Source organism: Streptomyces sp. NBC_00328 (assembly GCF_036139655.1).
In the GTDB taxonomy this organism is placed as follows: domain Bacteria; phylum Actinomycetota; class Actinomycetes; order Streptomycetales; family Streptomycetaceae; genus Streptomyces.
In genome coordinates this window covers 7,016,408-7,041,620 of sequence record NZ_CP108013.1, presented here as the reverse complement: position 1 = coordinate 7,041,620, position 25,213 = coordinate 7,016,408, and the positions used below count along the sequence as shown (strand labels likewise).

Annotated in this window: 16 protein-coding genes; 4 read left to right on the top strand and 12 right to left on the bottom strand. The window is 71.1% G+C overall.

Going from position 1 to position 25,213, the window contains the following annotated elements; all coding sequences use genetic code 11:
- The first annotated feature begins 19 nt into the window (after window positions 1-19).
- Entirely contained in the window at window positions 20-964 is a 945-nt protein-coding gene (locus tag OG485_RS30965; protein ID WP_328671886.1) for a hypothetical protein, read from the top strand.
- A 159-nt stretch (window positions 965-1,123) separates the two neighbouring features.
- On the opposite strand, the gene OG485_RS30960 is transcribed toward OG485_RS30965, so the two are convergent.
- Genes OG485_RS30960 through OG485_RS30950 form a run of 3 tightly spaced genes read right to left on the bottom strand, consistent with a single transcriptional unit; the run spans window position 1,124 to window position 3,125 of the window.
- Window positions 1,124-1,432 carry an AzlD domain-containing protein gene (locus OG485_RS30960; RefSeq protein WP_328671885.1) on the bottom strand — a complete coding sequence of 103 codons (309 nt, stop codon included), beginning with the start codon at window positions 1,430-1,432 and terminating at the stop codon, window positions 1,124-1,126.
- On the bottom strand, window positions 1,429-2,232 hold the full coding sequence (locus OG485_RS30955) for an AzlC family ABC transporter permease (protein WP_328674729.1): 804 nt from the start codon (window positions 2,230-2,232) through the stop codon (window positions 1,429-1,431). Before OG485_RS30955 ends, OG485_RS30960 begins: the two co-directional genes overlap by 4 nt.
- On the bottom strand, window positions 2,133-3,125 hold the full coding sequence (locus OG485_RS30950) for an AraC family transcriptional regulator (protein WP_328671884.1): 993 nt from the start codon (window positions 3,123-3,125) through the stop codon (window positions 2,133-2,135). The genes OG485_RS30955 and OG485_RS30950 overlap by 100 nt, the downstream gene beginning before the upstream one ends.
- Before the next feature lie 158 nt (window positions 3,126-3,283).
- On the opposite strand from OG485_RS30950, the gene OG485_RS30945 reads away from it, so the two are divergent.
- Genes OG485_RS30945 through OG485_RS30935 form a run of 3 tightly spaced genes read left to right on the top strand, consistent with a single transcriptional unit; the run spans window position 3,284 to window position 10,004 of the window.
- On the top strand, window positions 3,284-8,344 hold the full coding sequence (locus OG485_RS30945) for an ATP-dependent helicase (protein WP_328671883.1): 5,061 nt from the start codon (window positions 3,284-3,286) through the stop codon (window positions 8,342-8,344).
- A 32-nt stretch (window positions 8,345-8,376) separates the two neighbouring features.
- Window positions 8,377-9,210 (top strand): Fpg/Nei family DNA glycosylase, encoded by an 834-nt coding sequence (locus OG485_RS30940; RefSeq protein ID WP_328671882.1) that lies wholly within the window; start codon window positions 8,377-8,379, stop codon window positions 9,208-9,210.
- A 32-nt stretch (window positions 9,211-9,242) separates the two neighbouring features.
- Window positions 9,243-10,004, top strand: a complete 762-nt coding sequence (locus OG485_RS30935) for an SDR family NAD(P)-dependent oxidoreductase (RefSeq protein WP_328671881.1) — start codon at window positions 9,243-9,245, stop codon at window positions 10,002-10,004.
- A 353-nt stretch (window positions 10,005-10,357) separates the two neighbouring features.
- Here the strand turns inward: OG485_RS30935 and OG485_RS30925 are convergent, their stop codons facing one another.
- From OG485_RS30925 to OG485_RS30885, 9 genes are all read right to left on the bottom strand, one after another.
- Window positions 10,358-10,828, bottom strand: coding sequence for a Dps family protein (locus OG485_RS30925; protein WP_328671879.1), 471 nt, complete (start codon window positions 10,826-10,828; stop codon window positions 10,358-10,360).
- 246 nt (window positions 10,829-11,074) lie between these two features.
- Window positions 11,075-11,452, bottom strand: coding sequence for a helix-turn-helix domain-containing protein (locus OG485_RS30920; RefSeq protein WP_326785134.1), 378 nt, complete (start codon window positions 11,450-11,452; stop codon window positions 11,075-11,077).
- Window positions 11,453-11,561: 109 nt separating this feature from the next.
- Window positions 11,562-12,107, bottom strand: coding sequence for a CinA family protein (locus OG485_RS30915; protein WP_328671878.1), 546 nt, complete (start codon window positions 12,105-12,107; stop codon window positions 11,562-11,564).
- Complete coding sequence (gene pgsA / locus OG485_RS30910; protein WP_328671877.1) at window positions 12,104-12,916, bottom strand: CDP-diacylglycerol--glycerol-3-phosphate 3-phosphatidyltransferase; 813 nt, start codon at window positions 12,914-12,916, stop codon at window positions 12,104-12,106. The genes OG485_RS30915 and pgsA overlap by 4 nt, the downstream gene beginning before the upstream one ends.
- Window positions 12,913-14,391: a 30S ribosomal protein S12 methylthiotransferase RimO gene (gene rimO / locus OG485_RS30905; RefSeq protein WP_328671876.1), complete on the bottom strand. Its 1,479-nt coding sequence runs from the start codon at window positions 14,389-14,391 to the stop codon at window positions 12,913-12,915. The genes pgsA and rimO overlap by 4 nt, the downstream gene beginning before the upstream one ends.
- Before the next feature lie 92 nt (window positions 14,392-14,483).
- The gene (locus OG485_RS30900; protein WP_328671875.1) at window positions 14,484-15,341 is read right to left on the bottom strand and encodes a helix-turn-helix domain-containing protein; all 858 of its coding nucleotides are present in this window, start codon (window positions 15,339-15,341) and stop codon (window positions 14,484-14,486) included.
- Between the two features lie 334 nt (window positions 15,342-15,675).
- Window positions 15,676-18,429 carry a DNA translocase FtsK gene (locus OG485_RS30895; RefSeq protein WP_328671874.1) on the bottom strand — a complete coding sequence of 918 codons (2,754 nt, stop codon included), beginning with the start codon at window positions 18,427-18,429 and terminating at the stop codon, window positions 15,676-15,678.
- Window positions 18,430-18,602: 173 nt separating this feature from the next.
- A complete protein-coding gene (locus OG485_RS30890) occupies window positions 18,603-19,286 on the bottom strand; it encodes a response regulator (protein WP_151468805.1) in 684 nt (227 codons plus the stop codon).
- A gap of 332 nt (window positions 19,287-19,618) precedes the next feature.
- Entirely contained in the window at window positions 19,619-25,114 is a 5,496-nt protein-coding gene (locus OG485_RS30885; protein WP_328671873.1) for a HAMP domain-containing protein, read from the bottom strand.
- Window positions 25,115-25,213: the final 99 nt, after the last annotated feature.

Here is a 25,213-nt window from a genome sequence, read left to right as displayed (position 1 = left end):
CCGCCCTACGGTCTGACGCATGGCCGAAACCGGAGCATCTCGACTCCCCCAGAAGCCCCCCGCGCACTCCCACCTGGCCCGTGCCGAGCACTTCGTCTGGCTCACCGCGCGCGTGCTGGAGCAGCGCCGCTTCGCCCATCACTTCCTCGGAGGCGATGCCGACGCGGTGGAGACGGCGCTGGCCGCCTACCGCAACGACGACGACGGATACGGCCACGCGCTCGAACCCGATCTGCGCGGCCCGGTCAGCCAGCCGCTGCACACCGCTCACGCGCTGCGCGTCCTCGACTCGATCGGACGCTGCGGCGGGCAGCGGGTGGAGCGGGTGTGCCGCTATCTGACCTCCGTGTCGACGGCGGACGGCGCGCTGCCCGCCGTCCATCCCAGCCAGCGCGGCTATCCGGCGGCCCCTTTCGTGCCCGTCGTCGACGATCCGCCGAGCGAACTCCTCGCCACCGGCCCCGTCGTGGGCCTGCTGCACCGCAACGAGGTGTGGAACGCCTGGCTGTTCCGGGCCACGGACTTCTGCTGGCAGGCGGTGGAGTCCCTGGAGAAGTCCCATCCGTACGAGATCGAGGCGGCGGTCGCCTTCCTGGACTCCGCGACCGACCGCCCGCGCGCGCAGGCGAACGCCGACCGGCTGGGCCGGCTCGTCCGTGAGCAGCGGCTCGCCGTGCTGGATCCCGGGCGACCGGAGGCCTACCCCGTCGCACCCGGGTACGCGCCGGGTGAGCACCACTTCCCGTACGACTACGCGCGGACCCCGGACTCGCTCGCGCGCGCGTGGTTCACCGACGAGGAGATGGCCCGCTCACTGGACCACCTCGCGGACGATCAGCAGCAGGACGGCGGGTGGCCGATCCGCTGGCGTCAGTGGGCACCGGGCACGGCCCTGGAGTGCCGCCCCATGGTGACCATCGAGGCCTTGCGCACGCTCAGTGCGTACGGCCGGACCGTCAGCTGAGGTCACCGGGCCCGGCTGCCGGTCGCTCCGCCGCGCCGAGGTGTCCGGGCCGGCCGGTGCGCCGGGCGTCCAGGCCTGCCGGTGCGCGCCTGACATCAGGGGCTCTCCGGCGTGCCAGGTGCTCCGCGGTGCCCCTGTGCGGAGCACCTGGCCCGGTTCTCAGCCCGTCAGCGCACGGACCCCGGCCGTCACCACCACCGCCGCGGCGACCACCATCAGGAACGGGGCGCGCAGGATCAGCGCGACGGCCGCCGCGGCGAGCCCGGCGGCCTTCGCGTCGAGGACGAGGACACGCCCGTCGGCGAAGGTCTGCTGGGCTGTGAGAGCGGCCAGGAGCGCGACGGGTAGCAGAGCGGCGAGGCGCTGGACGAGCGGCCGCTCCAGGACGCCCGCGGGAATCAGCAGACCGATGAGCTTGACGGCGTAGCAGCCGACGGCGGTGACGCCGATGGCGATCCAGATGTTCACCGCACGTCTCCTGACACGTCCGACCCGTCGTCGTGCGCACCGGCCGGTGACCCGTTCACCGCGCCGCCGGCCGGTGCCTCGTCCGACCCGGCCGCGGAGGCGTCGCGGGCCGCGTCCACACGGCGGCGCCCCGTCGCGCAGAGCACGGCGGGGGCGGCCAGGGCGGCCACCAGCACCGGGACTCCGGCGGGCAGCACGGGCAGCAGCCCGAGCCCCAGAAGGACCGCGATTCCCGCGACGGCACGTTCCGTGGCGGTCTTCAGCATCGGCGCGAGCAGCGCGAGGAACACCGCGGGCCCGGCCGCGTCCAGGCCCCACGCGTCGGTGTCCCCGATGGCCTCGGCCCCGGCCGCGCCGAGGAAGGTGGTGAGGTTCCACAGCAGGTAGAGGGACAGGCCGGTGGCGGTGAAGCCGATCCGGACGCTGCGGCGGGTGGGCTGCGCGAGCGCCACGGCCGTGGTCTCGTCGATCACCCACTGCGCGGCGAACGGGCGTACCGCGCGCGGGAGGGCCAGGAGCTGGGACAGCCGCAGCCCGTAGAACGCGTTCCGGACCCCGAGGAAGAACGCGCCGGCGGCCGCGGTGAGCGGGTTGCCCCCGGCCGCGAGCGCGCCCACGAGCGCGAACTGCGACGCCCCGGTGAACACCAGGAGGCTGAGGGCGCAGGTCTGGAGCAGGCTGAGCCCGCTGCCGGCCGAGGTCACCCCGAAGGCGAAACCGGACAGTCCGACGGCGACCCCGACTCCAAGGGCGTCGCGGACGACGGCCGTGTCGGGTTTTCCGGCTTCTTCACTGCGTATGTCTGGGAGAGCTGTCTGTTGTGCCACGCGTCGGACGGTACGAGGAGTCGCCCCTCGGTGTCTTGTACGTTCTTGCGCTCCCGCTGGTAGGCGCCCGGAGGCACGCCCACGATCCGGCCGAAGTGGCGGTTGAGGTGCGGCTGATCCGTGAAGCCGACGGCGACGGCTGCTTCGGCGGGGGTGGCCCCGGCGTCCAGGAGGTGCCGTGCGCGGCGCACCCGCGCATCGGTCAGCCAGGTGTGGGGCGGCATGCCGTAGGCGTCCCGGAACGCGCGCAGCAGCGCGAACGGGCTGGTGCCGAGATCCGCCGCGAGCCGCTCCAGGGTCGGCGGCTCGGCCATCCGCTCGTCCAGCACTCCACGCGCGCGTGCCGCGAGCCGGGCACCCGCGGTGCGCACGGCCCGCTGCGGCAGCGGCCCTCCGTTCAGGCGCAGCAGCCGGGTCACGGCGACCCTCAGCAAGGTGTCGGCGGCCAGCGCGTTGCCCTCCTCCGCGGCCCTGAGCACCTGGTGGACCAGGCCCGCCGCATACGGGTCGTCGAGTACCGGGCGGCTGAATCCGGGGGTGCCGCGAAGGGCGGTGGTCTCGGCGGCGATCTCGGCCACCATGTCCGGCGAGGGGTACACGGCCCCGTATCTCCAGCCCTCGGGAACGCCCGCGCGCCCGGTGTGCGGGGTGTCGGGGTTGACCAGTGCCAGCGAACCCGGTCCCGCGTACTGGTCGGCGCCGCCGTGGTGGAAGACCTCGACGCCCTCGGTGACGGCGGCGATGACGAAGTTCTCGTGGGTGTGGCGCACGAAGATCTTCTCGACGTAGCGGGCCCGCAGCAGATCGACACCGGGCAGCTCCGCGTACTGCCAGTGCCGTGCCCGCTCCTGCCCCGAACCTGCCACGTCCCCATTGTCCGCCACCGTGCCGGGCCGACCGCCGACGCCTGCCCGCTGTACCCGCTTCTGCCCGGATCCGGCGGCGCACCGCACCCCCGCTCCGCTCAGGCCTGGCGTTCTCGCAGGTCAGCGCGGTTGTCAGTGGGCGGGTGCAGGATGGACGCATGGTCAGCTCCGCACACCGAGCGCTCGACGGCTTCTCCCCCGCGACCCGAGGCTGGTTCACGGGGGCCTTCTCCGCGCCCACCGCGGCCCAGGCCGGGGCGTGGGCGGCCATCGGCGAGGGTTCGGACGTGCTGGTCGTGGCCCCCACCGGTTCGGGCAAGACGCTGGCCGCGTTCCTCGCCGCGCTCGACCAGCTGGCCTCGGCTCCGCCTCCCGCGGACCCGCGGAAGCGCTGCCGGGTTCTCTACGTGTCGCCGCTCAAGGCGCTCGCCGTCGACGTGGAGCGCAATCTGCGCAGCCCGCTGACCGGCATCCGGCAGGAGTCCGTGCGGCTCGGGCTGCCCGAGCCGGAGGTGAAGGTGGGCATCCGTTCCGGCGACACCCCGCCCGCCGAGCGCCGGGCGCTGGCCACCCGTCCGCCGGACATCCTGATCACGACCCCCGAGTCGCTGTTCCTGATGCTGACCTCGGCCACGCGCGACGCGCTGACCGGCATCGAGACGGTGATCCTGGACGAGGTGCACGCGGTCGCGGGCACCAAGCGCGGCGCCCATCTCGCGCTCACGCTGGAGCGCCTCGACGAGCTGCTGCCGAAGCCGGCCCGGCGCATCGGTCTCTCGGCGACGGTGCGTCCCGTGGACGAGGTGGCACGCTATCTCTCGCCCCGCCGCAAGGTGGAGATCGTCCAGCCGCCGTCCGGCAAGGAGTTCGACCTGTCCGTGGTCGTCCCGGTGGAGGACCTGGGCGAGCTGGGCGGGTCCCCGGCCGCCGACGGCAAGGAGGGCGCGGAGAAGCCGTCCATCTGGCCGCACGTCGAGGAGCGGATCGCCGACCTCGTCCAGTCCCACCGCTCGACGATCGTGTTCGCCAACTCGCGCCGCCTGGCCGAGCGTCTGTGCAACCGGCTCAACGAGATCGCGTACGAGAGGGCGACGGGCGAGCCCCTGGAGGAGGCGCACGCGCCGGCCGAGCTGATGGGCGGCTCGGGCGCGGCGCAGGGGGCCCCGCCGGTCATCGCCCGCGCTCACCACGGTTCGGTCTCCAAGGAGCAGCGGGCGCAGGTCGAGGAGGACCTGAAGGCCGGCCGTCTGCCCGCCGTGGTCGCCACCTCCAGTCTCGAACTGGGCATCGACATGGGCGCGGTCGACCTCGTCGTCCAGGTGGAGTCGCCGCCGTCCGTGGCCTCGGGGCTCCAGCGGGTGGGCCGTGCGGGTCACCAGGTCGGCGCGGTGTCCACCGGTGTCGTCTTCCCGAAGTACCGGGGCGACCTGGTGCAGGCGGCGGTGGTCACCGAAAGGATGCGTACCGGCTCCATCGAATCCCTCCGGGTCCCCGCCAATCCTCTGGACGTACTGGCCCAGCAGCTCGTCGCCATGACGGCGCTCGACACCTGGCAGGTCGACGATCTGCTCACCACGGTCCGCCGGGCGGCCCCTTTCGCCTCGCTCCCCGAGTCGGCGTTCACCGCCGTGCTCGACATGCTCGCGGGCCGTTATCCCTCGGACGCCTTCGCCGAGCTGAGGCCGCGGGTGGTGTGGGACCGTGTCGCGGGCACGGTGACCGGCCGCCCCGGCGCCCAGCGTCTCGCCGTCACCTCCGGGGGCACCATCCCCGACCGCGGACTCTTCGGGGTGTTCCTCGCGGGGTCCGACCCCAAGAAGGGCGGCGGCCGGGTCGGCGAACTCGACGAGGAGATGGTCTACGAGTCCCGGGTGGGCGATGTCTTCACCCTCGGCACCAGCTCCTGGCGCATCGAGGACATCACCCGGGACCGCGTCCTGGTCTCCCCGGCGCCCGGCGTCCCCGGCAGGCTGCCCTTCTGGAAGGGCGACCAGCTCGGACGCCCGCTCGAACTGGGCCGCGCGGTGGGCGCGTTCCTCCGCGAGGTCGGCTCGCTCCCCGAGGGCGACGCCCGCCTGCGCCTGCTCGCCGCCGGCCTGGACGCCTGGGCCGCCGACAACGTCATCGCGTACCTCACCGAGCAGCGCGAGGCGTGCGGGCACGTCCCGGACGACCGCACGATCGTCGTCGAGCGCTTCCGCGACGAGCTGGGCGACTGGCGTGTGGTCGTGCACTCCCCCTTCGGCGCCCAGGTCCACGCTCCCTGGGCCCTCGCCCTGGGCGCCAAACTCTCCGAGCGCTACGGCATGGACGCCCAGGTCATGCACGCGGACGACGGCATCGTGCTGCGGCTGCCCGACGCCGACCTGATGAGCCTGGACCTGCTCGACCAGGCACCCCTGAAAGCGGGCACGGAGTACGACGCCGAGCAGGCACCGGTCGGAGCGGCGGACGTCGCCTTCGACAAGGGCGAGGTCAACCAGCTCGTCACGGACCAGGTCGGCAGTTCGGCCCTCTTCGCCGCCCGCTTCCGCGAATGCGCCGCCCGCGCCCTGCTCCTGCCGCGCCGCAGCCCCGGCAAGCGCACCCCGCTGTGGCAGCAGCGCCAGCGCGCCGCCCAACTGCTTCAGGTGGCCAGTGAGTTCGGTTCGTTCCCGATCGTCCTGGAAGCGGTGCGCGAATGCCTCCAGGACGTCTTCGACGTCCCGGGTCTCACGGAGCTGATGGGCGACATCGAGTCCCGCAAGGTCCGCCTCGTCGAGGTCACCACCCCCGAGCCCTCCCCCTTCGCCCGCTCCCTGCTCTTCGGGTACGTCGCCCAGTTCCTGTACGAGGGCGACTCACCGCTCGCCGAGCGGCGGGCCGCCGCGCTGTCGCTGGACTCGCGCCTGCTGGCCGAACTGCTGGGCCAGGCCGAACTGCGCGAGCTCCTGGACGCCGACGTCCTGACCGAGCTGGAGCGCGAGCTCCAGTGGCTCACCGAGGACCGCCGTATCAAGGACGTGGAGGGTGTCGCCGACCTGCTGCGGCTGCTCGGGCCGCTCACGGAGGCCGAGCTGGCCGAGCGGGGCGCGGAGCCGCGGTGGGCGACGGAGCTGGCGGCCGCCCGCCGCGCCATCCGGGTCCGGGTCGCCGGAGCCGACCACTGGGCGGCGATCGAGGACGCGGGCCGGCTGCGCGACGCGCTCGGCACGGCGTTGCCCGTCGGCGTCCCGGAAGCCTTCACCGAGCCGGTCAAGGATCCGCTCGGCGATCTCCTCGCCCGGTACGCGCGCACCCACGGCCCGTTCACCTCGGCGACGGCCGCCACCCGCTTCGGTCTCGGCACGGCCGTCACCGACGGCGCGCTGCATCGCCTGGCGGCGAACGGCCGGGTCGTCCAAGGAGAGTTCCATCCGGCGGGCATCGGCCAGGAGTGGTGCGACGCGGCGGTGCTGCGCAGGCTGCGCCGCCGTTCGCTCGCGGCACTGCGCCATGAACTCGAGCCGGTCCCGCCCGCCGCGCTCGCCCAGTTCCTGCCGCAGTGGCAGCACGTGGGCAGCGGCCACGGGCTGCGCGGCATCGACGGACTGGTGCGTGCCGTCGAACAGTTGCAGGGCGCGTCGGTGCCGGCGTCCGCGCTGGAGAAGCTCGTGCTGCCGTCCCGGGTCGCCGGTTACACGCCCGCGCTGCTCGACGAGCTCACGGCCGCCGGTGAGGTGGTCTGGGCCGGGTCGGGTTCACTGCCGGGCAAGGACGGCTGGGTGTCGTTGTATCTCGCGGACGCCGCTCCCCTGCTCCTTCCGGCCGCGCACCCCCTGGAGCCGACCGCGCTGCACCAGTCGGTCCTCGACACCCTCTCGGGGGGCTACGGCCTGTTCTTCCGTCAGATCGCCGACCAGGTCCGCGCCACCACGCACCCCGACGCGACCGATCCGCAGCTCGCCGACGCGATCTGGGAACTGGCCTGGTCCGGGCGCCTGACGAACGACACGCTCGCGCCGATGCGCTCCCTGCTGGGTTCGGGCCGCACCGCGGGATCGACCGCCCACCGCGCCAAGCGCTCGGTCCCCCGCGGGCGCTACGGCTCCCTGACGGGAGGGGCGCGCCCCCAGTCGCGTACGGGTCCCCCCACCGTGGCGGGCCGCTGGTCGCTGCTCCCAGGGCGTGAGCCCGACGCCACCGTCCGCGCCCACGCCCTGGCCCGCACTCTGCTCGACCGGCACGGGGTGGTGACCCGGGGAGCCGTCGCGGCGGAGGGTGTCGAGGGAGGCTTCTCGGCGGTGTACCGCATCCTGTCGGCCTTCGAGGACAGCGGCCAGGCACGACGGGGCTATGTGGTCGAGGGGCTCGGCGCCGCCCAGTTCGCCATGGACGGCGCCGTGGACCGGCTGCGGGCCGCGGCGAACGCGCGTGACCGGGGCGCCGCTCTCTTCGGCCCCGGCGTCCCGGACAACTCCCCGGCGGCCCACGGCTTCCCGGACACCGCCGCCTTCCCGCCTTCCGGCTCGGACTTCGGCGGCAAGGACCGTGGCGAGTCCTCCGTGGACCGGGACGATGTCTCCGACGGCCCGGACTTCTTGAACGGCCTCACGCGCGACCTCGCCCTCGGCCCCGATTCCCCGCTCGGCCCCGGATCCGCCCTCGACTACGACTTCGGCGACGACCACACCTTCTCCGGCGACTCCGCGTTCACGGCCGGCTCCCCGCACCCCGATGGGTCCCACCCCGGCGCGCCCCACAGCCGGAACGGCCGGTCCGACCGCGGCGGCTCGCCGTACCCGGCGAACGGTTCCGGCTACCCCGGCGGTGCGGGTTTCCCCGGCGCCCGTTCCCCTTCCCGTACCGCCTCCCCAGCCATCGTGCTGGCCGCCGCCGACCCCGCGAACGCCTACGGCGCGGCCCTCCCGTGGCCCGAGTCCCCGACCGAAGCGGGCCACAAGCCGGGCCGCAAGGCAGGTTCCCTGGTCGTCCTGGTCGACGGTGAACTGGCTCTGTACATGGAACGCGGCGGCAAGACACTGCTGGCCTGGCCGGCCGACCCGGACAGCCCCCTCGCGCAGGACACCCGCCTGGGCGCCGCGGCGGAGGCCCTCGCCGCCGCCGCCCGCGCGGGCTCGCTCGGCACGGTCACCGTCGAGCGGGTCAACGGCGCCTCGGCCCTCACCTCACCCCTCGGCACTCTCCTGGAAGGAGCGGGCTTCATCGCCACCCCGCGCGGACTCCGCCTTCGCGCCTGACCGACCGCCCCCGCCCGTGCCACCCTGGAGTCATGCCCGAAGGAGACACGGTCTGGCAGGCCGCGAGGCGCCTGCACGTCGCCCTCGCGGGCAAGGTCCTGACCCGTTCCGACCTGCGGGTGCCCCGGTACGCCACGGCCGACCTCACCGGTCGCGCCGTCCTGGACGTCACCCCGCGCGGCAAGCACCTCCTCACCCGGATCGAGGGCGGTCTGACCCTGCACTCGCATCTGCGGATGGACGGTTCGTGGAAGGTGTACGACACCGGCCGACGCTGGAGCGGAGGCCCCGCACACCAGATCCGGGCCATCCTCGGCACGGCGGACCGAACGGCGGTCGGCTACCGCCTGCCCGTGCTGGAACTGCTCCGCACCACCGACGAGACCCGCGCGGTCGGTCACCTCGGCCCCGACCTCCTGGGCCCCGACTGGGACCCGGACAGAGCCCTGGAGAACCTTCTTCGCGACCCCGACCGCGCCCTCGGCGAGGCACTCCTGGACCAGCGCAATCTCGCCGGCATCGGGAACGTGTACAAGAGCGAGCTGTGTTTCCTGCTCGGCGTCACCCCCTGGCTGTCCGTCGGCGCGCTGCCCGCCGACCGTGCCGCCCAACTGCCGGCCCTCGCCAAGAAGCTGCTGGAGTTCAACCGCGACCGTCCGGTCCGTGTCACCACCGGGCGCCGCGAACAGAACCTGTTCGTGTACGGGCGCACGCCGCGCCCGTGTCTGCGCTGCGGGACACCGGTCCGCTCGGGGAACCAGGGCGACGGATCCCGTGAGCGCCCCACGTACTGGTGCCCCCACTGCCAGACGGGCCCCACCCCGCCGCCCGCCCGTCCGCGCAGCAATGCACGCACGACCAATTGACGACCCGTCAGATTCCTTCGTACCGTCCCTCCATGGGTCTCTCCGCGTACGACCTCACCGGACGCACCGCATTCGTCACCGGCGCGGCCGGCGGCATCGGCCGCGCGGCGGCGGTCCTGCTCGCGGAGGCGGGCGCCACCGTGCACTGCGCGGACGTCGACGAGCCGGGCCTGCACGAGACGGCGACGCTGATCAAGGGCCAGGGCGGCACCGCGCTCAGTCACCCGCTCGACGTCACCGACCGGGCCCGGGTCCAAGAGGCCGTCGCGTCGTGCGGCCGCATCGACGTCATGGCGGCGATCGCCGGGATCATGCACAGCAGCCCGGTCCTGGAGACTCCGGACGAGGATCTGGACCGGGTGCTGAACGTCAACTTCAAGGGGGTCCTGTACGCCTGCCAGGAGGCCGCACGCTCCATGATCGAGAACGGCGTCCGCGGCAGCGTCATCACCATGGCATCGGGCGCCATCGACTCCGGCGGTCCGGGCCTGTTGTGCTACAGCGCGGCCAAGGCGGCCGTCGTACAGCTGACGAAGACGCTGGCGACCGAGGTCGGCCCGCACGGCATACGCGTCAACGCCGTGGCGCCCGGCTGGATCCGCACGCCCATGACCGACCGTCACGGCGAGCGCCAGGCGCACACCGAGGCGTTCATGGCACGCCTGTCACCGCTGGGCCGCGTCGGGGAGCCCGAGGACATCGCCCACGCCGTTCTGTACCTGGCCTCGGACGCCTCGGCATTCACCACCGGCCAGATCCTCCGCCCCAACGGCGGCGTCGCCATGCCCTGGTAGCCCACCCGCCACCACGCCCGTACCCGCGCCGGCTGCCCCGCCGGCGGTCCCGCCACCGGTCCGGTCCCACGGCACCGGCGGCCCGGGACTTCGGGACGCAGTGCACCGGCAGCAGGCTGAGCCCCCACCCGCCCGCGGCGACCGCTCCTTCGAGGACCCCGGCATCGGGCGCCAGCGCGAGCCGGAGCACGCTGAACCACCACAGCGCGCCGAGCGCCAGGCAAGCCCCCCGGCGCACTGTTCGCCCTGCCATGGCACCTCCTCCGGCGCGGCACCGGGCCGCCGATCTCACGCGCGAGCAGGGCACACCGGCGGCACGCGGCACCGGCCGGGGTGAAGCGGCTCCCGGGCGCTCACCCGTTCTCCGCCTGGAACATCCAGTGGTGTTTCTCCAGGTCGGCGGTGATCCCGATGAGGATGTCCTGGCTCACCGGATCCGGGTCCGCGGTGACGGCGACCCGTTCCCGCATCCGCGCGATCACCGCGCCGAGCGCCTCCACGAGGGTCCGTACGGCGTCGGTGTCCTTGATCCAGCCCGCGGGCGTGTCCCCGACGCCGCTGCTCGACGCCACGGTGGCGGCCCGGCCGTCCGGCGGGACACCCAGGGTCGAAGCGCGCTCCGCCACGGTGTCGGAGTGCAGTCGCGCGATGTCCACGACCTCGTCGAGCTGGAGGTGGACGGAACGGAAGCGGGGCCCCACCACGTTCCAGTGGACCTGCTTGGCCACGAGGGAGAGGTCCACCAGATCGACCAGGGCGCCCTGGAGCGCCTCGGCGACGGTCTTCAGGTCCGCGTCGGACAGGGAGCTCTTCACGACGTACATCCGCATCCTCCGATTCACGACGCCTCCGCCGGCCGGCCTCGCGGGCCGCGGCGGTCACGACGGCCGACGTCGGCTTCGCCGGGTCCCTCCACCATGGAGGCCGCGCCGGATACCGGCAAATGGGCCCATGAGGGACCGCGGGGAACACGGAAGCCCCGGCCAGGCTTCTCCGGGTCTCCCCGGGGAAGCCCCGGCCGGGGCTTCGGTGGTACTTCTCTCAGCTCAGGAAACGCAAGCTGGTGAGCGTCAGGCGGCGACGACGTCGACCGCTTCGGCAGGCGCCTTGATCGTGACCCGTTCCGGTGGCACACCGGTCACCGATACGGAATTGAGCATCGGGCGACGCACCGGTGCGGACACCGGTGCGGTGGCCGCAGCCGACTGTGCCAGCTCGGCGAGGGCGAGCTCGTCGCTCACTTCCCGCATGAGCTCGGACATCCGTACGTCCAGCGCGTCGCAGATCGCGGAGAGCAGTTCGGAGGATGCCTCCTTCTGCCCCCGCTCCACCTCGGAGAGATAGCCGAGTGAAACTCGGGCGGACGAGGAGACTTCGCGCAGAGTACGGCCCTGGCGCTGGCGCTGCCGACGCAGCACGTCACCCAGCAGGCGACGGAGCAGAATCATCGGTGGCTCCCTCCTCGGACCGCGTAGCCGCATCCTTCACGCCCCACCGTACCGCCTTGCGCCGCGGCCGTGCGGGGAGCGATGTCGTGTTCACTCAGGGCTGCAAACATCAAAACCCCCCGTTCTGTTCCGTATCCTGTGCCCGCTCATTCCCGGTCTGTTCGCCCGCGAGCTCCTGCAGGAGCAGCGCGAGTACGCTGCGTACACTCTCCATACGGATTTCCGCCCGGTCGCCGTTCAACCGCAGTGGCACCACTTTCCCATCGCGAAGGGTGCCGGAGGGCGCCGCGAAGGGGCCGTCGACGGCCACGTAGACCGTACCGACCGGCTGTCCGTCCTGCGGTTCGGGACCGGCGACGCCGGTGGTCGCGATCCCCCAGTCGGCTCCGAGCGCCTTGCGCACCCCGGCCGCCATCTGTGCCGCGACCTGGGCATCCACCGCACCGCGTTCGGCCAGAAGAGTGACATCGACGCCGAGCAGTCCGTGCTTCAGTTCAGTGGCGTACGCGGTCACCGAGCCCCGGAACGCCTTCGAGGCGCCCGGCACCGCGGTGATCTCCGCGGCCACCAGGCCGCCGGTGAGCGACTCGGCGACGGCGAGCGTCTCGCCCCTCACTGTGAGTAGTCGCACCACTTCGGCGGCCGTGGGACTCACCGCTCGGCCTCCGCGGCGGCCGCCCGCCGCTCGGCGATTCCGCGGCGGCGCAGCACGACGGCCTGCCGCACATAGTCGATGCCGGTGACCACGGTCAGCACGACCGCGACGGCCATCACCCAGAACCTCAGGGTGGCCAGCGCCCCGGTCAGCGGCAGGATGTACATGCCGACCGCCGTGCCCTGGGCCAGCGTCTTCAGCTTGCCGCCGCGGCTCGCCGGGATGACCCCGTAGCGGATCACGACGAAGCGCAGCAGGGTGACGCCGAGCTCACGGGCCAGGATCACGAAGGTGACCCACCAGGGCAGGTCACCGAGGGCGGACAGGCAGACCAGCGCCGCGCCCATGATCGCCTTGTCGGCGATGGGGTCGGCGATCTTCCCGAAGTCGGTGACCAGGTTGTACGTGCGCGCCAGATGACCGTCGAAGATGTCGGTGATCATGGCCACGGCGAAGGCGGCCCAGGCCCAGGCCCTCATGGCGGGGTCGTAGCCGCCGTCGGCCAGCATCAGCGCCACGAAACCCGGCACGAGGACGAGCCGGATCATGGTCAGGATGTTGGCGATGTTCCACAGGCTGGCCTGGTTGACGGCCGCGGCGCCCAGCTTCCCGCCACGAGGCGTCTTCGGGCCTTCCGGGGCGCCGGACGCAGCCGAAGCACCGGAGACGCCGGGAGCGCTCGACGCAGCGGAGGTGCCGGATGCGCCCGAGCCACCGCCCGCGCCCGGAGCACCGGATGCGCCGGGGGCGCCCGTCGCACCTTTGGCGCCCGGGGAGCCGCCTGCCGCGGATGCCGGGGCTCCGGTCATCTGGCCGCCTCCTCAGTACACGCGAGCGAGCCGAGGAGAAGCGGCTCGGCCACCAGGTCGACACCTTCCGTGCCGACCACCTTGGCCTCGACGATACGGCCGACGATCAGACCTTCGCCGCTCGTGAACAGGACCTGGCCGTCCGTCTCCGGCGCCTGGTGCGCGGCGCGGCCGTACGCGCCGTCCTCGTCGTCGATGCTCTCGACCAGCACGTGCACGGTTTCGCCCACGCGTTCCTCCGCGCGCTGGGCGACCAGTTCCTCGGCGAGCCGGGACACCCGCGCGAGGCGCTCGGCGACGACGTCCTCGTCCAGCTTGTTCTCGTACGTCGCCGCTTCGGTGCCCTCCTCGTCGGAGTACCCGAAGACGCCGATCGCGTCGAGGCGGGCTCCGGTGAGGAAACGCTCCAGCTCCGCGAGGTCGGCCTCGCTCTCGCCGGGGAAGCCCACGATGAAGTTGGAGCGCACGCCGGCCTGCGGAGCCTTGGCGCGGATGGTGTCGAGCAGCTCCAGGAACCGGTCGGTGTCACCGAATCGGCGCATCGAGCGCAGCACGTCGGGCGCGGAGTGCTGGAAGGACAGGTCGAAGTAGGGCGCGACGTTCGGCGTCGAGGTCAGGACGTCGATGAGCCCGGGGCGCATCTCGGCGGGCTGGAGGTAGCTGACCCGCACGCGCTCGATGCCGTCGATCTCGGCCAGTTCGGGGAGCATCGTCTCCAGGAGACGGATGTCACCCAGGTCCTTGCCGTACGAGGTGTTGTTCTCCGAGACGAGCATCACCTCCTTGACGCCCTGTTCGGCCAGCCAGCGGGCCTCGTTCAGGACGTCGCTGGGGCGGCGCGAGATGAACGAACCGCGGAAGGACGGGATGGCGCAGAACGTGCAGCGGCGGTCGCAGCCGGAGGCCAGCTTCACCGAGGCGACCGGGGATCCGTCCAGGCGGCGGCGCAGGGGCGCACGGGGGCCGGAGACCGGGGCGACGCCCTCGGGGAGGTCGGAGGGGGTGCCGTGGCCGGGAAGGGCCACTTCCTCGCCGGCGCTCTGCCGCTCGGCCGGGCTGATCGGCAGCAGCTTGCGCCGGTCGCGCGGGGTGTGGGAGGCGTGGATGCCGCCGTTCAGGATGGTCTGGAGGCGGTCGGAGATGTCGGCGTAGTCGTCGAAGCCGAGCACGCCGTCGGCCTCGGGGAGCGCCTCGGCGAGTTCCTTGCCGTAGCGCTCGGCCATGCAGCCCACCGCGACCACGGCCTGGGTTCTGCCGTGGCCCTTGAGGTCATTGGCTTCGAGGAGGGCGTCGACGGAGTCCTTCTTGGCGGCTTCGACGAACCCACAGGTGTTGACGACGGCGACGTCCGCTTGCTCGGCGTCCTCCACGAGTTGCCAGCCGTCCGCCTCCAAGCGGCCTGCGAGCTCCTCCGAGTCCACCTCGTTACGGGCGCAGCCAAGGGTGACGAGTGCGACGGTACGGCGTTCAGGCATGGGCTCAAGACTACTTTGTCTGGCCGACACCCCACGTCGACGGGGTTGGCCGATCTTGGCCAACCCCGTCGACGGTGTGCTACTCGGGACCCCTATCCGACCTGCGGGTCACCCTTCGTGTACGTCAGACGCTCCACAGCGCCCGGCTGGAACTGATCCTCGATCTTCTTGCCGTTGACGAAGAGCTGGATGGCTCCGGCGTCGCCGAGGATGAGGTTGATCTTGGAGCTGTCCTGGAAGGTCTTGGACTCGCCCTGCTTCAGCAGCCCGTCGAAGAGCATCCGCCCGTTGTGGTCCTTGGCGGAGATCCAGCTGCGTCCGTCCGCGGCGCTGACCTGGACGGTCACCTTGTCCTGCGGGGCTGCCGCGATGGCGCTGTCGGACGGTTCGGGCTTCGGGTCGGCCGGCTTGGTGGCGGTCGCGGACGGAGCGGCGGACTTCTTGGTGGTCGGCGTGGACCCCTCGGCGACCTGGGTCTTCGAGTCGTCGCCGTCGCCGCCGCCCTTGACCATGGTGAACCCGACGAAGCCGATCACCGCGACGATCGCGGCGACCATGGCGGCCGTCCAGTTCGGCCCGCGGCGCTCGGGGCGGATGCGTTCCGCCTCGAACAGCGGGGCGGCGGGCGTCGGCGCGGGACGTCCGCCGTGTTCGGCGTCGTACTGCGCGAGCAGCGGAGCCGGGTCGAGCCGGACGGCGCGGGCCAGGGTCCGGATGTGCCCGCGCGCGTAGACGTCGCCACCACAGGGAGCGAAGTCGTTCTGTTCGATGGCGTGGATGATCGTGATGCGGACGCGGGTGGCGTTGCTGACGTCGTCGACGGTCAGATGGGCCTCGATGCGTGCCTTCTGGAGGGCACGTCCGATCGAGAGCCGTTCAGCCGTAGGGTCGTCTTCGAACGGACGCTCGTCTTCGGGGGAGTTGCCGTCAGGTGAGTTGACGATGGACACGGGGGCGCCTTTCGAGCGTGTAGCCACCTGTGCTGGAAGTTCAGTCTAGGGGGGGTACGAAAGGGTGGGGCAACCGGGCGGTGGAACTTTGTACGCCATCAGAATGGCCGGTCATCCTGATATAGGGACATGGTGGCGCCCCTTCGCTCAACTTGACGTGCGACAAGGCGAAACGGTTGCTCACCAACTCCTTACGGGTGAGTCACATTCACATATCAGCCGGGTTCGGAACATGACGTTCCGCCATCCGCCCGACAGCGCGGCCGCTTCCTGAACGTCGGCCACGCGCTCACCTCGCCCTTGCCGGTGGTCCCGTCCCCCCTCGCCGGGGTTCCTACGCTTCTGCTTCCCCGCGCATCACGGCCAACACCCCGTCCAGTTCGTCGGCCTTCACCAGGACGTCACGCGCCTTGGAACCCTCGCTGGGCCCGACGATCCCGCGCGACTCCATGAGGTCCATGAGACGGCCCGCCTTGGCGAAGCCGACGCGCAGCTTGCGCTGGAGCATCGAGGTGGACCCGAACTGCGTGGAGACGACCAGCTCGGCGGCCGCGCACAGCAGGTCGAGGTCGTCGCCGATGTCCTCGTCGATCTCCTTCTTCTGCTTGGTGCCCACGGTGACGTCGTCCCGGAAGACGGGCGCCATCTGATCCTTGCAGTGCTGCACGATCGCCGCGACCTCGTTCTCGGTGACGAAGGCGCCCTGCATACGCGTGGGCTTGTTGGCCCCCATCGGCAGGAAGAGTCCGTCGCCCTTGCCGATCAGCTTCTCGGCACCGGGCTGGTCGAGGATGACCCGCGAGTCCGCGAGCGACGAGGTCGCGAAGGCCAGCCGGGAGGGCACGTTCGCCTTGATCAGACCGGTGACGACGTCGACGGACGGGCGCTGCGTGGCGAGGACCAGATGGATGCCGGCCGCGCGCGCGAGCTGGGTGATGCGCACGATCGAGTCCTCGACGTCGCGTGGCGCGACCATCATCAGGTCGGCGAGCTCGTCGACGATCACCAGGAGATACGGGTACGGGGTCAGCTCCCGCTCACTGCCCTCGGGCAGCTTGACCTTGCCGTTCCTGATGGCCTCGTTGAAGTCGTCGATGTGCCGGAACCCGAACGCCGCGAGGTCGTCGTAGCGCAGGTCCATCTCCCGCACGACCCACTGCAGCGCCTCGGCGGCCCGTTTCGGGTTGGTGATGATCGGCGTGATCAGGTGCGGGATGCCCTCGTACGCGGTCAGCTCGACGCGCTTGGGGTCCACGAGGACCATCCGCACGTCCTCGGGGGTCGCCCGGACCATGACCGAGGTGATCAGGCAGTTGATGCAGGACGACTTGCCGGAACCGGTGGCTCCGGCGACGAGGACGTGCGGCATCTTCGCCAGGTTGGCCATCACATAGCCGCCCTCGACGTCCTTGCCGAGCGCGACCAGCATCGGATGGTCGTCCTCCGCCGCGTCCGCGAGACGCAGCACGTCGCCGAGGTTGACCATCTCGCGGTCGGTGTTGGGGATCTCGATGCCGACCGCGGACTTGCCGGGGATCGGGCTGATGATCCTCACGTCGGGGCTGGCGACCGCGTACGCGATGTTCTTGGTCAGCGCGGTGATCCGCTCGACCTTCACGGCGGGGCCGAGCGTGACCTCGTACCGCGTGACCGTCGGCCCGCGGGTGAAGCCCGTGACGTCGGCGTCGACCTTGAACTCGGCGAAGACCTGGCGCAGGGAGTCGACGACCGTGTCGTTGGCGGCGCTGCGGGTCTTGCCGGGGCCGCCGCGCTCCAGGAGGTCCAGGGAGGGCAGCGCGTAGGTGATGTCCCCGGAGAGCTGGAGCTGTTCCGCGCGCGGGGGCAGCTCGCGCGGGGCGTCGGGCGCGGCCTTGGTGAGGTCGGGCACGACGGACTCGACCGGCAGGGCCTCCTGCTTGGGCCGCTTGGCGCCCGGGACGACCTTGGCGCGGGCGGCCGGCACCGGTGTCGTCTCCTCGTACCCGTCGCGCTCCACGCTGACGCCCTGCGTCAGATCGGCGACCAGCGGCGAGGGCGGCATCCCGTGCAGCACGGCACCGTCCAGCGCCGCGGCGGCGGCCGCCGCGACGTCCACGGCGTCCATCGGCCGGTTCATGTCGGGCTGCTGCGCTCCGGGCCGCCGGGGGCGGCTCCGGCGCCTGGTGAGCGCCTCCTGCTCGACGCTGTCGGGGTCGTACGACTCGGGGGCGCGCGAGCGCCCGCCGGAGCGCCCCGCGATCCCCTCACGCCACTGCTCGTCGTAGCGCTCCTCGTCCTCGCGGAACGCGTCCTCGTCGAAGTCGGCCTGGACGATGCCGAGCTTCTGGCCGAGCAGCCTCAGCCGCTGCGGAATCGCGTTGACCGGGGTCGCCGTGACGACCAGCAGCCCGAAGATCGTGAGCAGCACCAGGAGCGGTACGGCCAGGACGTCACCCATCGTGTACGTCAGCGGGGTGGCCGACCCCCAGCCGATGAGGCCGCCGGCGTCCCTTATCGCCTGCATCCCGTCGCTGCGCGCCGGCGAACCGCACGCGATGTGCACCTGCCCGAGCACGCCGATCGCGAGCGCCGACAGACCGATCACGATCCGGCCGTTCGCGTCGGGCTGCTCGGGGTGCCGGATGAGCCGCGCCGCGATCACGGCGAGAAGTATCGGGACGAGGAGGTCGAGGCGGCCGAAGGCGCCGGTGACGAGCATCTCGACGAGATCGCCGACGGGACCGCGCAGATTGGACCACGTACCCGCCGCGACGATCAGCGCGAGACCGATCAGCAGGAGCGCGAGTCCGTCCTTGCGGTGCGCCGGGTCGAGCCCCTTGGCGCCGCGTCCTATCCCGCGGAAGCCGGCTCCGACGGCATGGGCGATGCCCAGCCACAGGGCGCGTACGAGTCTGTACACGCCCGCGGTCGGGTTGGGCGCCGGCGGGGGGGCGGGCTTCTTCGCGGCGGCCCTCTTGGCGGGCGCCTTGCCGGCGGCCGCCTTCTTCACGGGAGCTTTTTTCGCCGGGGCCTTCTTCGCCGGAGCCTTCGTCGGAGCGGCCGCCTTCTTCGCGGGCGGCTTCTTGGCTGCGGACTGACGTGAGGCCATGCGTGTGAGGTTACCGGTGGAGATGGCGGCGACACGTGTGCCTCCCCCAAGTTCTCGACTTCGCTCGAACAGGGGGGACGCCGAGTTTCACCCGATCGTGTCACCTTCGCCAGAAACGGAACTGACGCTTCCTCAAGGTCTGGCGGGGCCGTCCGGACATGCCCGTACGGACTTCAGCCCTGCGACGGCACCGAGGGCGCCCCGCTCCCCGTGCCCGGCTCCAGCGCGTCCAGCGCCCTGCGCAGCCCGGTGAGTTTGCGCTCGAGATGAGCCGCGGTCGCCACCGCCGCCGCGTCCGCGGAGTCGTCGTCGAGCTGCTTCGACAGCGCCTCCGCCTGCTCCTCGACGGCCGCGAGGCGCGCGGAGAGTTCGGCGAGGAGTCCGGCGGGCTCCTTGGCCTCGCCGAGCGCCGCCTTGCCGCCGCCCTCGAGCTGGAGCCGCAACAGGGCCGCCTGCTCACGGAGTTGGCAGTTCTTCATGTAGAGCTCGACGAACACCGAGACCTTCGCGCGCAGCACCCACGGGTCGAAGGGCTTGGAGATGTAGTCCACCGCGCCGGCCGCGTACCCCCGGAAGGTGTGGTGGGGGCCGTGGTTGATGGCGGTGAGGAAGATGATCGGGATGTCCCGGGTCCGCTCCCGCCGCTTGATGTGCGCGGCGGTCTCGAATCCGTCCATGCCGGGCATCTGAACGTCCAGCAGAATGACCGCGAAGTCGTCCGTGAGCAGCGCTTTGAGCGCTTCCTCCCCGGACGATGCCCGTACCAGTGTCTGATCGAGCGCGGAGAGGATCGCCTCCAGCGCCAACAGATTCTCCGGCCGGTCATCGACCAGGAGGATCTTGGCCTTCTGCACCATGGCCCGCCCTCCTCGCCCCGGCATGGGGCCTCCCCTGTCCGCAGGACTTGGGGAAGCGCCGGGCGCCACCCCTGGGGACGACTCCCTTGCGCCGCCCGTCCTTGTGCCGGTCATGCTAGCCGCACCCCGCCCGTCGCCACACCCTGTCACCGTGATGTCACTGTGCACGTAGCAGAAACGCGGCAGGGGACCAGAAGGTTCCCCGTATCCCGTGCTTCTACACGGCTTCCGCCACAGTCAGTCATCCGACGCCGGGCCGTCCGAACGGCCGTGCCGCACGGTGTGCCGATACCGGTCACACCGTGACGACCCGGGTCGCTCCCCCGAGTGTGTCACCCCTGGCGCATCCACTGGGCCATCACCGACAGCAGGTGATCGGGATCGACCGGCTTGGTCACGTAGTCGGAGGCGCCCGACTCGATCGCCTTCTCCCGGTCGCCCTTCATGGCCTTCGCCGTCAGCGCGATGATCGGCAGCCCCGCGAACTGCGGCATCCGCCGGATCGCCGTGGTCGTGGCATAGCCGTCCATCTCGGGCATCATGATGTCCATCAGAACGACCGTCACATCGTCGTGCTGTTCCAGGACCTCGATGCCCTCACGGCCGTTCTCCGCGTACAGCACCGAAAGTCCGTGCTGCTCAAGGACGCTGGTCAGCGCGAAGACATTGCGGATGTCGTCGTCGACGATCAGCACCTTCTCGCCCTCGAAGCGAATACCCCGGCCCTGCTGCTGCCCCGCGTCCTGCTGCCCCGCGGCCCCCCACGGCTCCTGAGCGGCGCCCGCGGCACCGTCCGGCTGCCCCGGCACGTCCGCGCGCTGCTCGGCCGTGGGCAGCGCCCTGCGGCGCCTCCTGAACAGCGCGGCGGGCCCGTTCTGGGCGTCCTGATACGACTTCACCTCGGCCGGCATCCCGATGCTGTGCAGTTCGCCCTCGGAGGCCAGCAGCTCCCCCGCCTCCAGCGCCGGCGCGAGCTGCCCGTAGCCCTGCGGCGGCAGTTCGCTCGGGTGCAGCGGCAGGTACAGCGTGAAGGTGGAACCGCGCCCCGGCTCGCTCTGGGCGTAGATCTCGCCGCCGAGCAGCCGCGCGATCTCCCGCGAGATGGAGAGCCCGAGCCCCGTACCGCCGTACTTGCGGCTCGTCGTGCCGTCCGCCTGCTTGAAGGCCTCGAAGATCACCCGCATCTTGCTCGCCGCGATCCCGATACCGGTGTCGGTCACGGAGAACGCGATGAGGTCGGCGTCCGCGTCCCGCAGCGACCCCGACTCCAGCAGCTGTTCCCTGATGGCCACCGGCACGTCCGCCCCGGCGGGCCGGATCACCAGCTCGACCGCTCCGGAATCGGTGAACTTCACCGCGTTGGAGAGCAGGTTGCGCAGCACCTGGAGAAGACGCTGCTCGTCGGTGTGCAGGGTGGCGGGCAGCTCCGGCGAGACCCGTACGGAGAAGTCGAGCCCCTTCTCCGCGGTCAGCGGACGGAACGTGGCCTCCACGTAGTCGACGAGCTGGACGAGCGCGATACGGGTCGGCGACACGTCCATCTTGCCCGCCTCGACCTTCGACAGGTCGAGGATGTCGTTGATGAGCTGGAGCAGGTCGGAGCCGGCGCCGTGGATCGTCTCGGCGAACTCGACCTGCTTCGGCGTGAGGTTGGTGTCCGCGTTGTCGGCGAGCAGCTTGGCCAGGATCAGCAGCGAGTTGAGCGGTGTCCGCAGCTCGTGCGACATGTTCGCCAGGAACTCGCTCTTGTAGCGCATGGAGACCGCGAGTTGTTCGGCACGCTCCTCCAGGACCTGGCGCGCCTCCTCGATCTCGGTGTTCTTGACCTCGATGTCGCGGTTCTGCTGGGCCAGCAGCTCGGCCTTGTCCTCCAGTTCCGCGTTCGAGTCCTGGAGCGCCTTCTGCCGGTTCTCCAGCTCAGCCGACCGCTCCCGCAGCTGCTCGGTGAGCTCCTGCGACTGCCGCAGCAGCACCTCCGTCTTGGTGTTGACCGAGATCGTGTTGACGCTCGTCGCGATCATCTCCGCGATCTGGTTCAGGAAGTCCCTCTGGATCTGCGTGAACGGCGTGAACGACGCCAGCTCGATGACACCGAGCACGGTCCCCTCGAAGAGCACCGGAAGCACGATGACCTGGGCCGGAGGTGCCTCGCCGAGCCCGGAGGAGATCTTCAGATAGCCACTCGGCGCGTTCTCCACCAGGATCGTGCGCTTCTCCTGCGCGGCCGTCCCGATCAGCGCCTCGCCGGGCCGGAACGACGTCGGCATGGAGCCCATCGAGTAGCCGTACGACCCGAGCATGCGCAGCTCGTACGCCTCCTCGTCCTCCGTGCCCGCGTCCTTGCCGTCGACCAGCGGCATCGACAGGAAGAACGCGCCGTGCTGGGCCGAGACGACCGGCGTCAGCTCGCTCATGATCAGCGAGGCCACGTCGTCGAGGTCGCGGCGGCCCTGCATCAGGGCGGAGATGCGGGCGAGGTTGCCCTTCAGCCAGTCCTGCTCCTTGTTGGCGATGGTGGTGTCGCGCAGGTTGGCGATCATCTTGTTGATGTAGTCCTGGAGTTCCTGGATCTCGCCGGAGGCGTCCACATCGATCTTCAGGTTCAGGTCGCCGCGGGTCACCGCGGTCGCCACGCGCGCGATGGCACGCACCTGCCGGGTCAGGTTCCCGGCCATCTCGTTCACCGACTCGGTGAGGTCGCGCCAGGTGCCGTCGACGTCACGGACGCGCGCCTGACCGCCCAACTGCCCCTCCGTGCCCACCTCACGGGCGACTCGGGTGACCTCCTCCGCGAAGGACGACAGCTGGTCGACCATCGTGTTGATGGTGGTCTTGAGCTCCAGGATCTCGCCGCGCGCGTCGATGTCGATCTTCTTGGTGAGATCGCCCTTGGCGATGGCCGTGGTGACCATCGCGATGTTGCGCACCTGGCCGGTCAGGTTGGACGCCATCCCGTTCACCGACTCGGTGAGGTCCTTCCACGTACCGGCGACTCCCGGAACGTGCGCCTGACCGCCGAGGATGCCGTCCGTACCCACCTCGCGGGCCACCTTGGTGACCTGCTCGGCGAACGAACTCAGTGTCTTCACCATGGTGTTGAAGGTGTCGGCGAGCTGCGCGACCTCGCCGCGCGCCTCGATCGTCACCATACGGGTCAGATCGCCGTTGGCGACGGCCGCGGCGACCTGGGAGATGTTGCGCACCTGCATGGTCAGGTTGTTGGCCATCAGGTTCACGTTGTTGCTGAGGTCCTTCCAGATGCCCGTGACACCGGGCACATGGGCCTGCCCGCCGAGGATGCCCTCGGTGCCCACCTCGCGGGCCACCCGGGTCACCTGCTCGGCGAACGACGACAGCTGGTCGACCATCGTGTTGACGGTGGTGACCAGTTCGAGGATCTCGCCCTTGGCGTCGACCGTGATCTTCTTTGACAGGTCTCCCATGGCGACCGCGGTCGTGACCTCGGCGATGTTGCGGACCTGGATGGTCAGGTTGTTGGCCATGAAGTTCACGGACTGGGTGAGGTCCTTCCAGGTGCCCGAGACACCCTGCACCTCGGCCTGCCCGCCGAGGATGCCCTCCGTGCCCACCTCGCGGGCCACCCGGGTCACCTGCTCGGCGAAGTTCGAGAGCTGGTCCACCATCGTGTTGAGGGTGTTCTTCAGCTCCAGGATCTCGCCGCGCGCGTCCACGTCGATCTTCTGCGAGAGGTCACCGCGGGCCACCGCGGTGGCGACCTGCGCGATGTTGCGCACCTGCGCGGTGAGGTTGCCGGCCATGCCGTTCACCGAGTCGGTCAGGTCACGCCACACACCGGCGACGCCGGGCACCTGCGCCTGACCGCCGAGCCGGCCCTCCGTACCCACGTCACGGGCCACCCGCGTCACCTGGTCGGCGAACGCGGAGAGCTGGTCGACCATCGTGTTGATGGTGTTCTTCAGCTCCAGGATCTCGCCGCGCGCGTCCACGTCGATCTTCTGGGACAGGTCACCCCGGGCCACCGCCGTGGTCACCTGCGCGATCTGCCGTACCTGCGAAGTCAGGTTCCCCGCCATGAAGTTGACGGAGTCGGTGAGTTCCTTCCAGGTGCCGGACACGCCGTCCACCCGGGCCTGGCCGCCGAGCCGACCCTCCGTACCCACGTCACGGGCCATCCGGGTCACCTGGTCGGCGAAGCTCGACAGCTGGTCCACCATGGTGTTCACGGTGACCTTCAGCTCCAGCATCTCGCCGGCGACCTCGACGGTCACCTTCTGCGACAGATCACCGTTCGCGACCGCCGTGGTCACCTGCGCGATGTTGCGCACCTGGCCGGTCAGGTTCTGGAACGCCGTGTTGACGGAGTCCGTGAGGTCCTTCCAGGTGCCGGCCACTCCCGGAACCTGTGCCTGGCCGCCCAGTTCACCCTCGACGCCGACCTCGCGGGCCACGCGCGTGACCTCGACACCGAACGACGACAGCTGGTCGACCATCGTGTTGACGGTGTTCTTCAGCTCCAGCATCTCGCCGGCGACCTGGACACTGACCTTCTGCGACAGATCGCCGTTGGCCACGGCGGTCGTCACCGCGGCGATGTCACGCACCTGCGTCGTGAGGTTGCGGAAGACCGTGTTGACCGAGTCCGTGAGGTCCTTCCACGTTCCCGCCGCCCCCGGCACGTTCGCCTGACCGCCGAGCCGTCCCTCGCCGCCGACCTCGTTGGCCACACGCGTGACCTCGTCGGCGAACGTCCGCAGCGTCTCGGTCATCTGGTTGATCGTCTCGGCGAGCTGAGCGACCTCACCGCGTGCGGAGACGGTCACCTTCTGCGACAGGTCACCGCTCGCGACCGCCGTGGTCACCTGGGCGATCCCGCGCACCTGGGCCGTCAGGTTGCCGGCCATCAGGTTCACCGAATCGGTGAGGTCCTTCCACACACCGGCCACACCGGGCACCTGCGCCTGGCCGCCCAGCTCACCCTCCGTGCCCACCTCGCGCGCGACGCGGGTCACCTCGGAGGAGAAGGAGGACAGCTGGTCCACCATCGTGTTGACGGTGTTCTTCAGCTCCAGCATCTCGCCGGCCACGTGAACCGTGACCTTCCGCGACAGGTCACCCTTGGCGACCGCCGTCGTCACGAGAGCGATGTCACGCACCTGCGCGGTGAGCCGGTGCGCCATCGTGTTGACCGAGTCCGTGAGGTCCTTCCACGAACCGGACATTCCGCGGACCCGGGCCTGCCCCCCGAGCTTGCCCTCGGTACCCACCTCACTGGCCACCCGGGTGACCTCGTCGGTGAACGTCGAGAGCTGGTCCACCAGGTTGTTGACGGTCCGGCCGACCTTCAGGAACTCACCGCGCAGCGGATGCCCGTTCCCGTCCGCCGCCTGCGCCCGCAGGTCCATGCGCGGCGACAGATCGCCCTCCGCGACGGCGGACAGCACCCGGCCGACCTCGGAGACAGGCCGTACGAGATCGTCCACCAGCGCGTTCGAGGCGTCGATCGCGGCCGCCCAGGCACCCTCGCCGGCGCCGGCCTCCAGCCGCTCCGTGAGCTTGCCCTCACGGCCCACCACACGGCGTACCCGCGACAGCTCGCCCGTCAGGTGCAGATTCCGGTCGGCGACCTCGTTGAAGACCGCCGAGATCTCGGACATCACGCCGTCACCGGAAACAGTGAGCCGCTTACGGAAGTTGCCGTCCCTCATCGCCACCAGGGCCGCCAGCAACCGGTTCAGGGCCGCCGTGTCCACCTCGGTGGTGCCGGTGCGCGGTGTGCGCCCGCTGTTCAGGGACTGTCCGCCTTTCGCGCGCGTCCTACCGCCCCGCGTCGCTGCGCCAGACTCCACTGTGTCCCTCCCGCAAGGGTCGACCAATACTGCTCGGCGTACTCGGGTACTTCTGTCGGGTACTTCTGTTCGTGGTCCGCAGGAGGCACGCGACCTGCC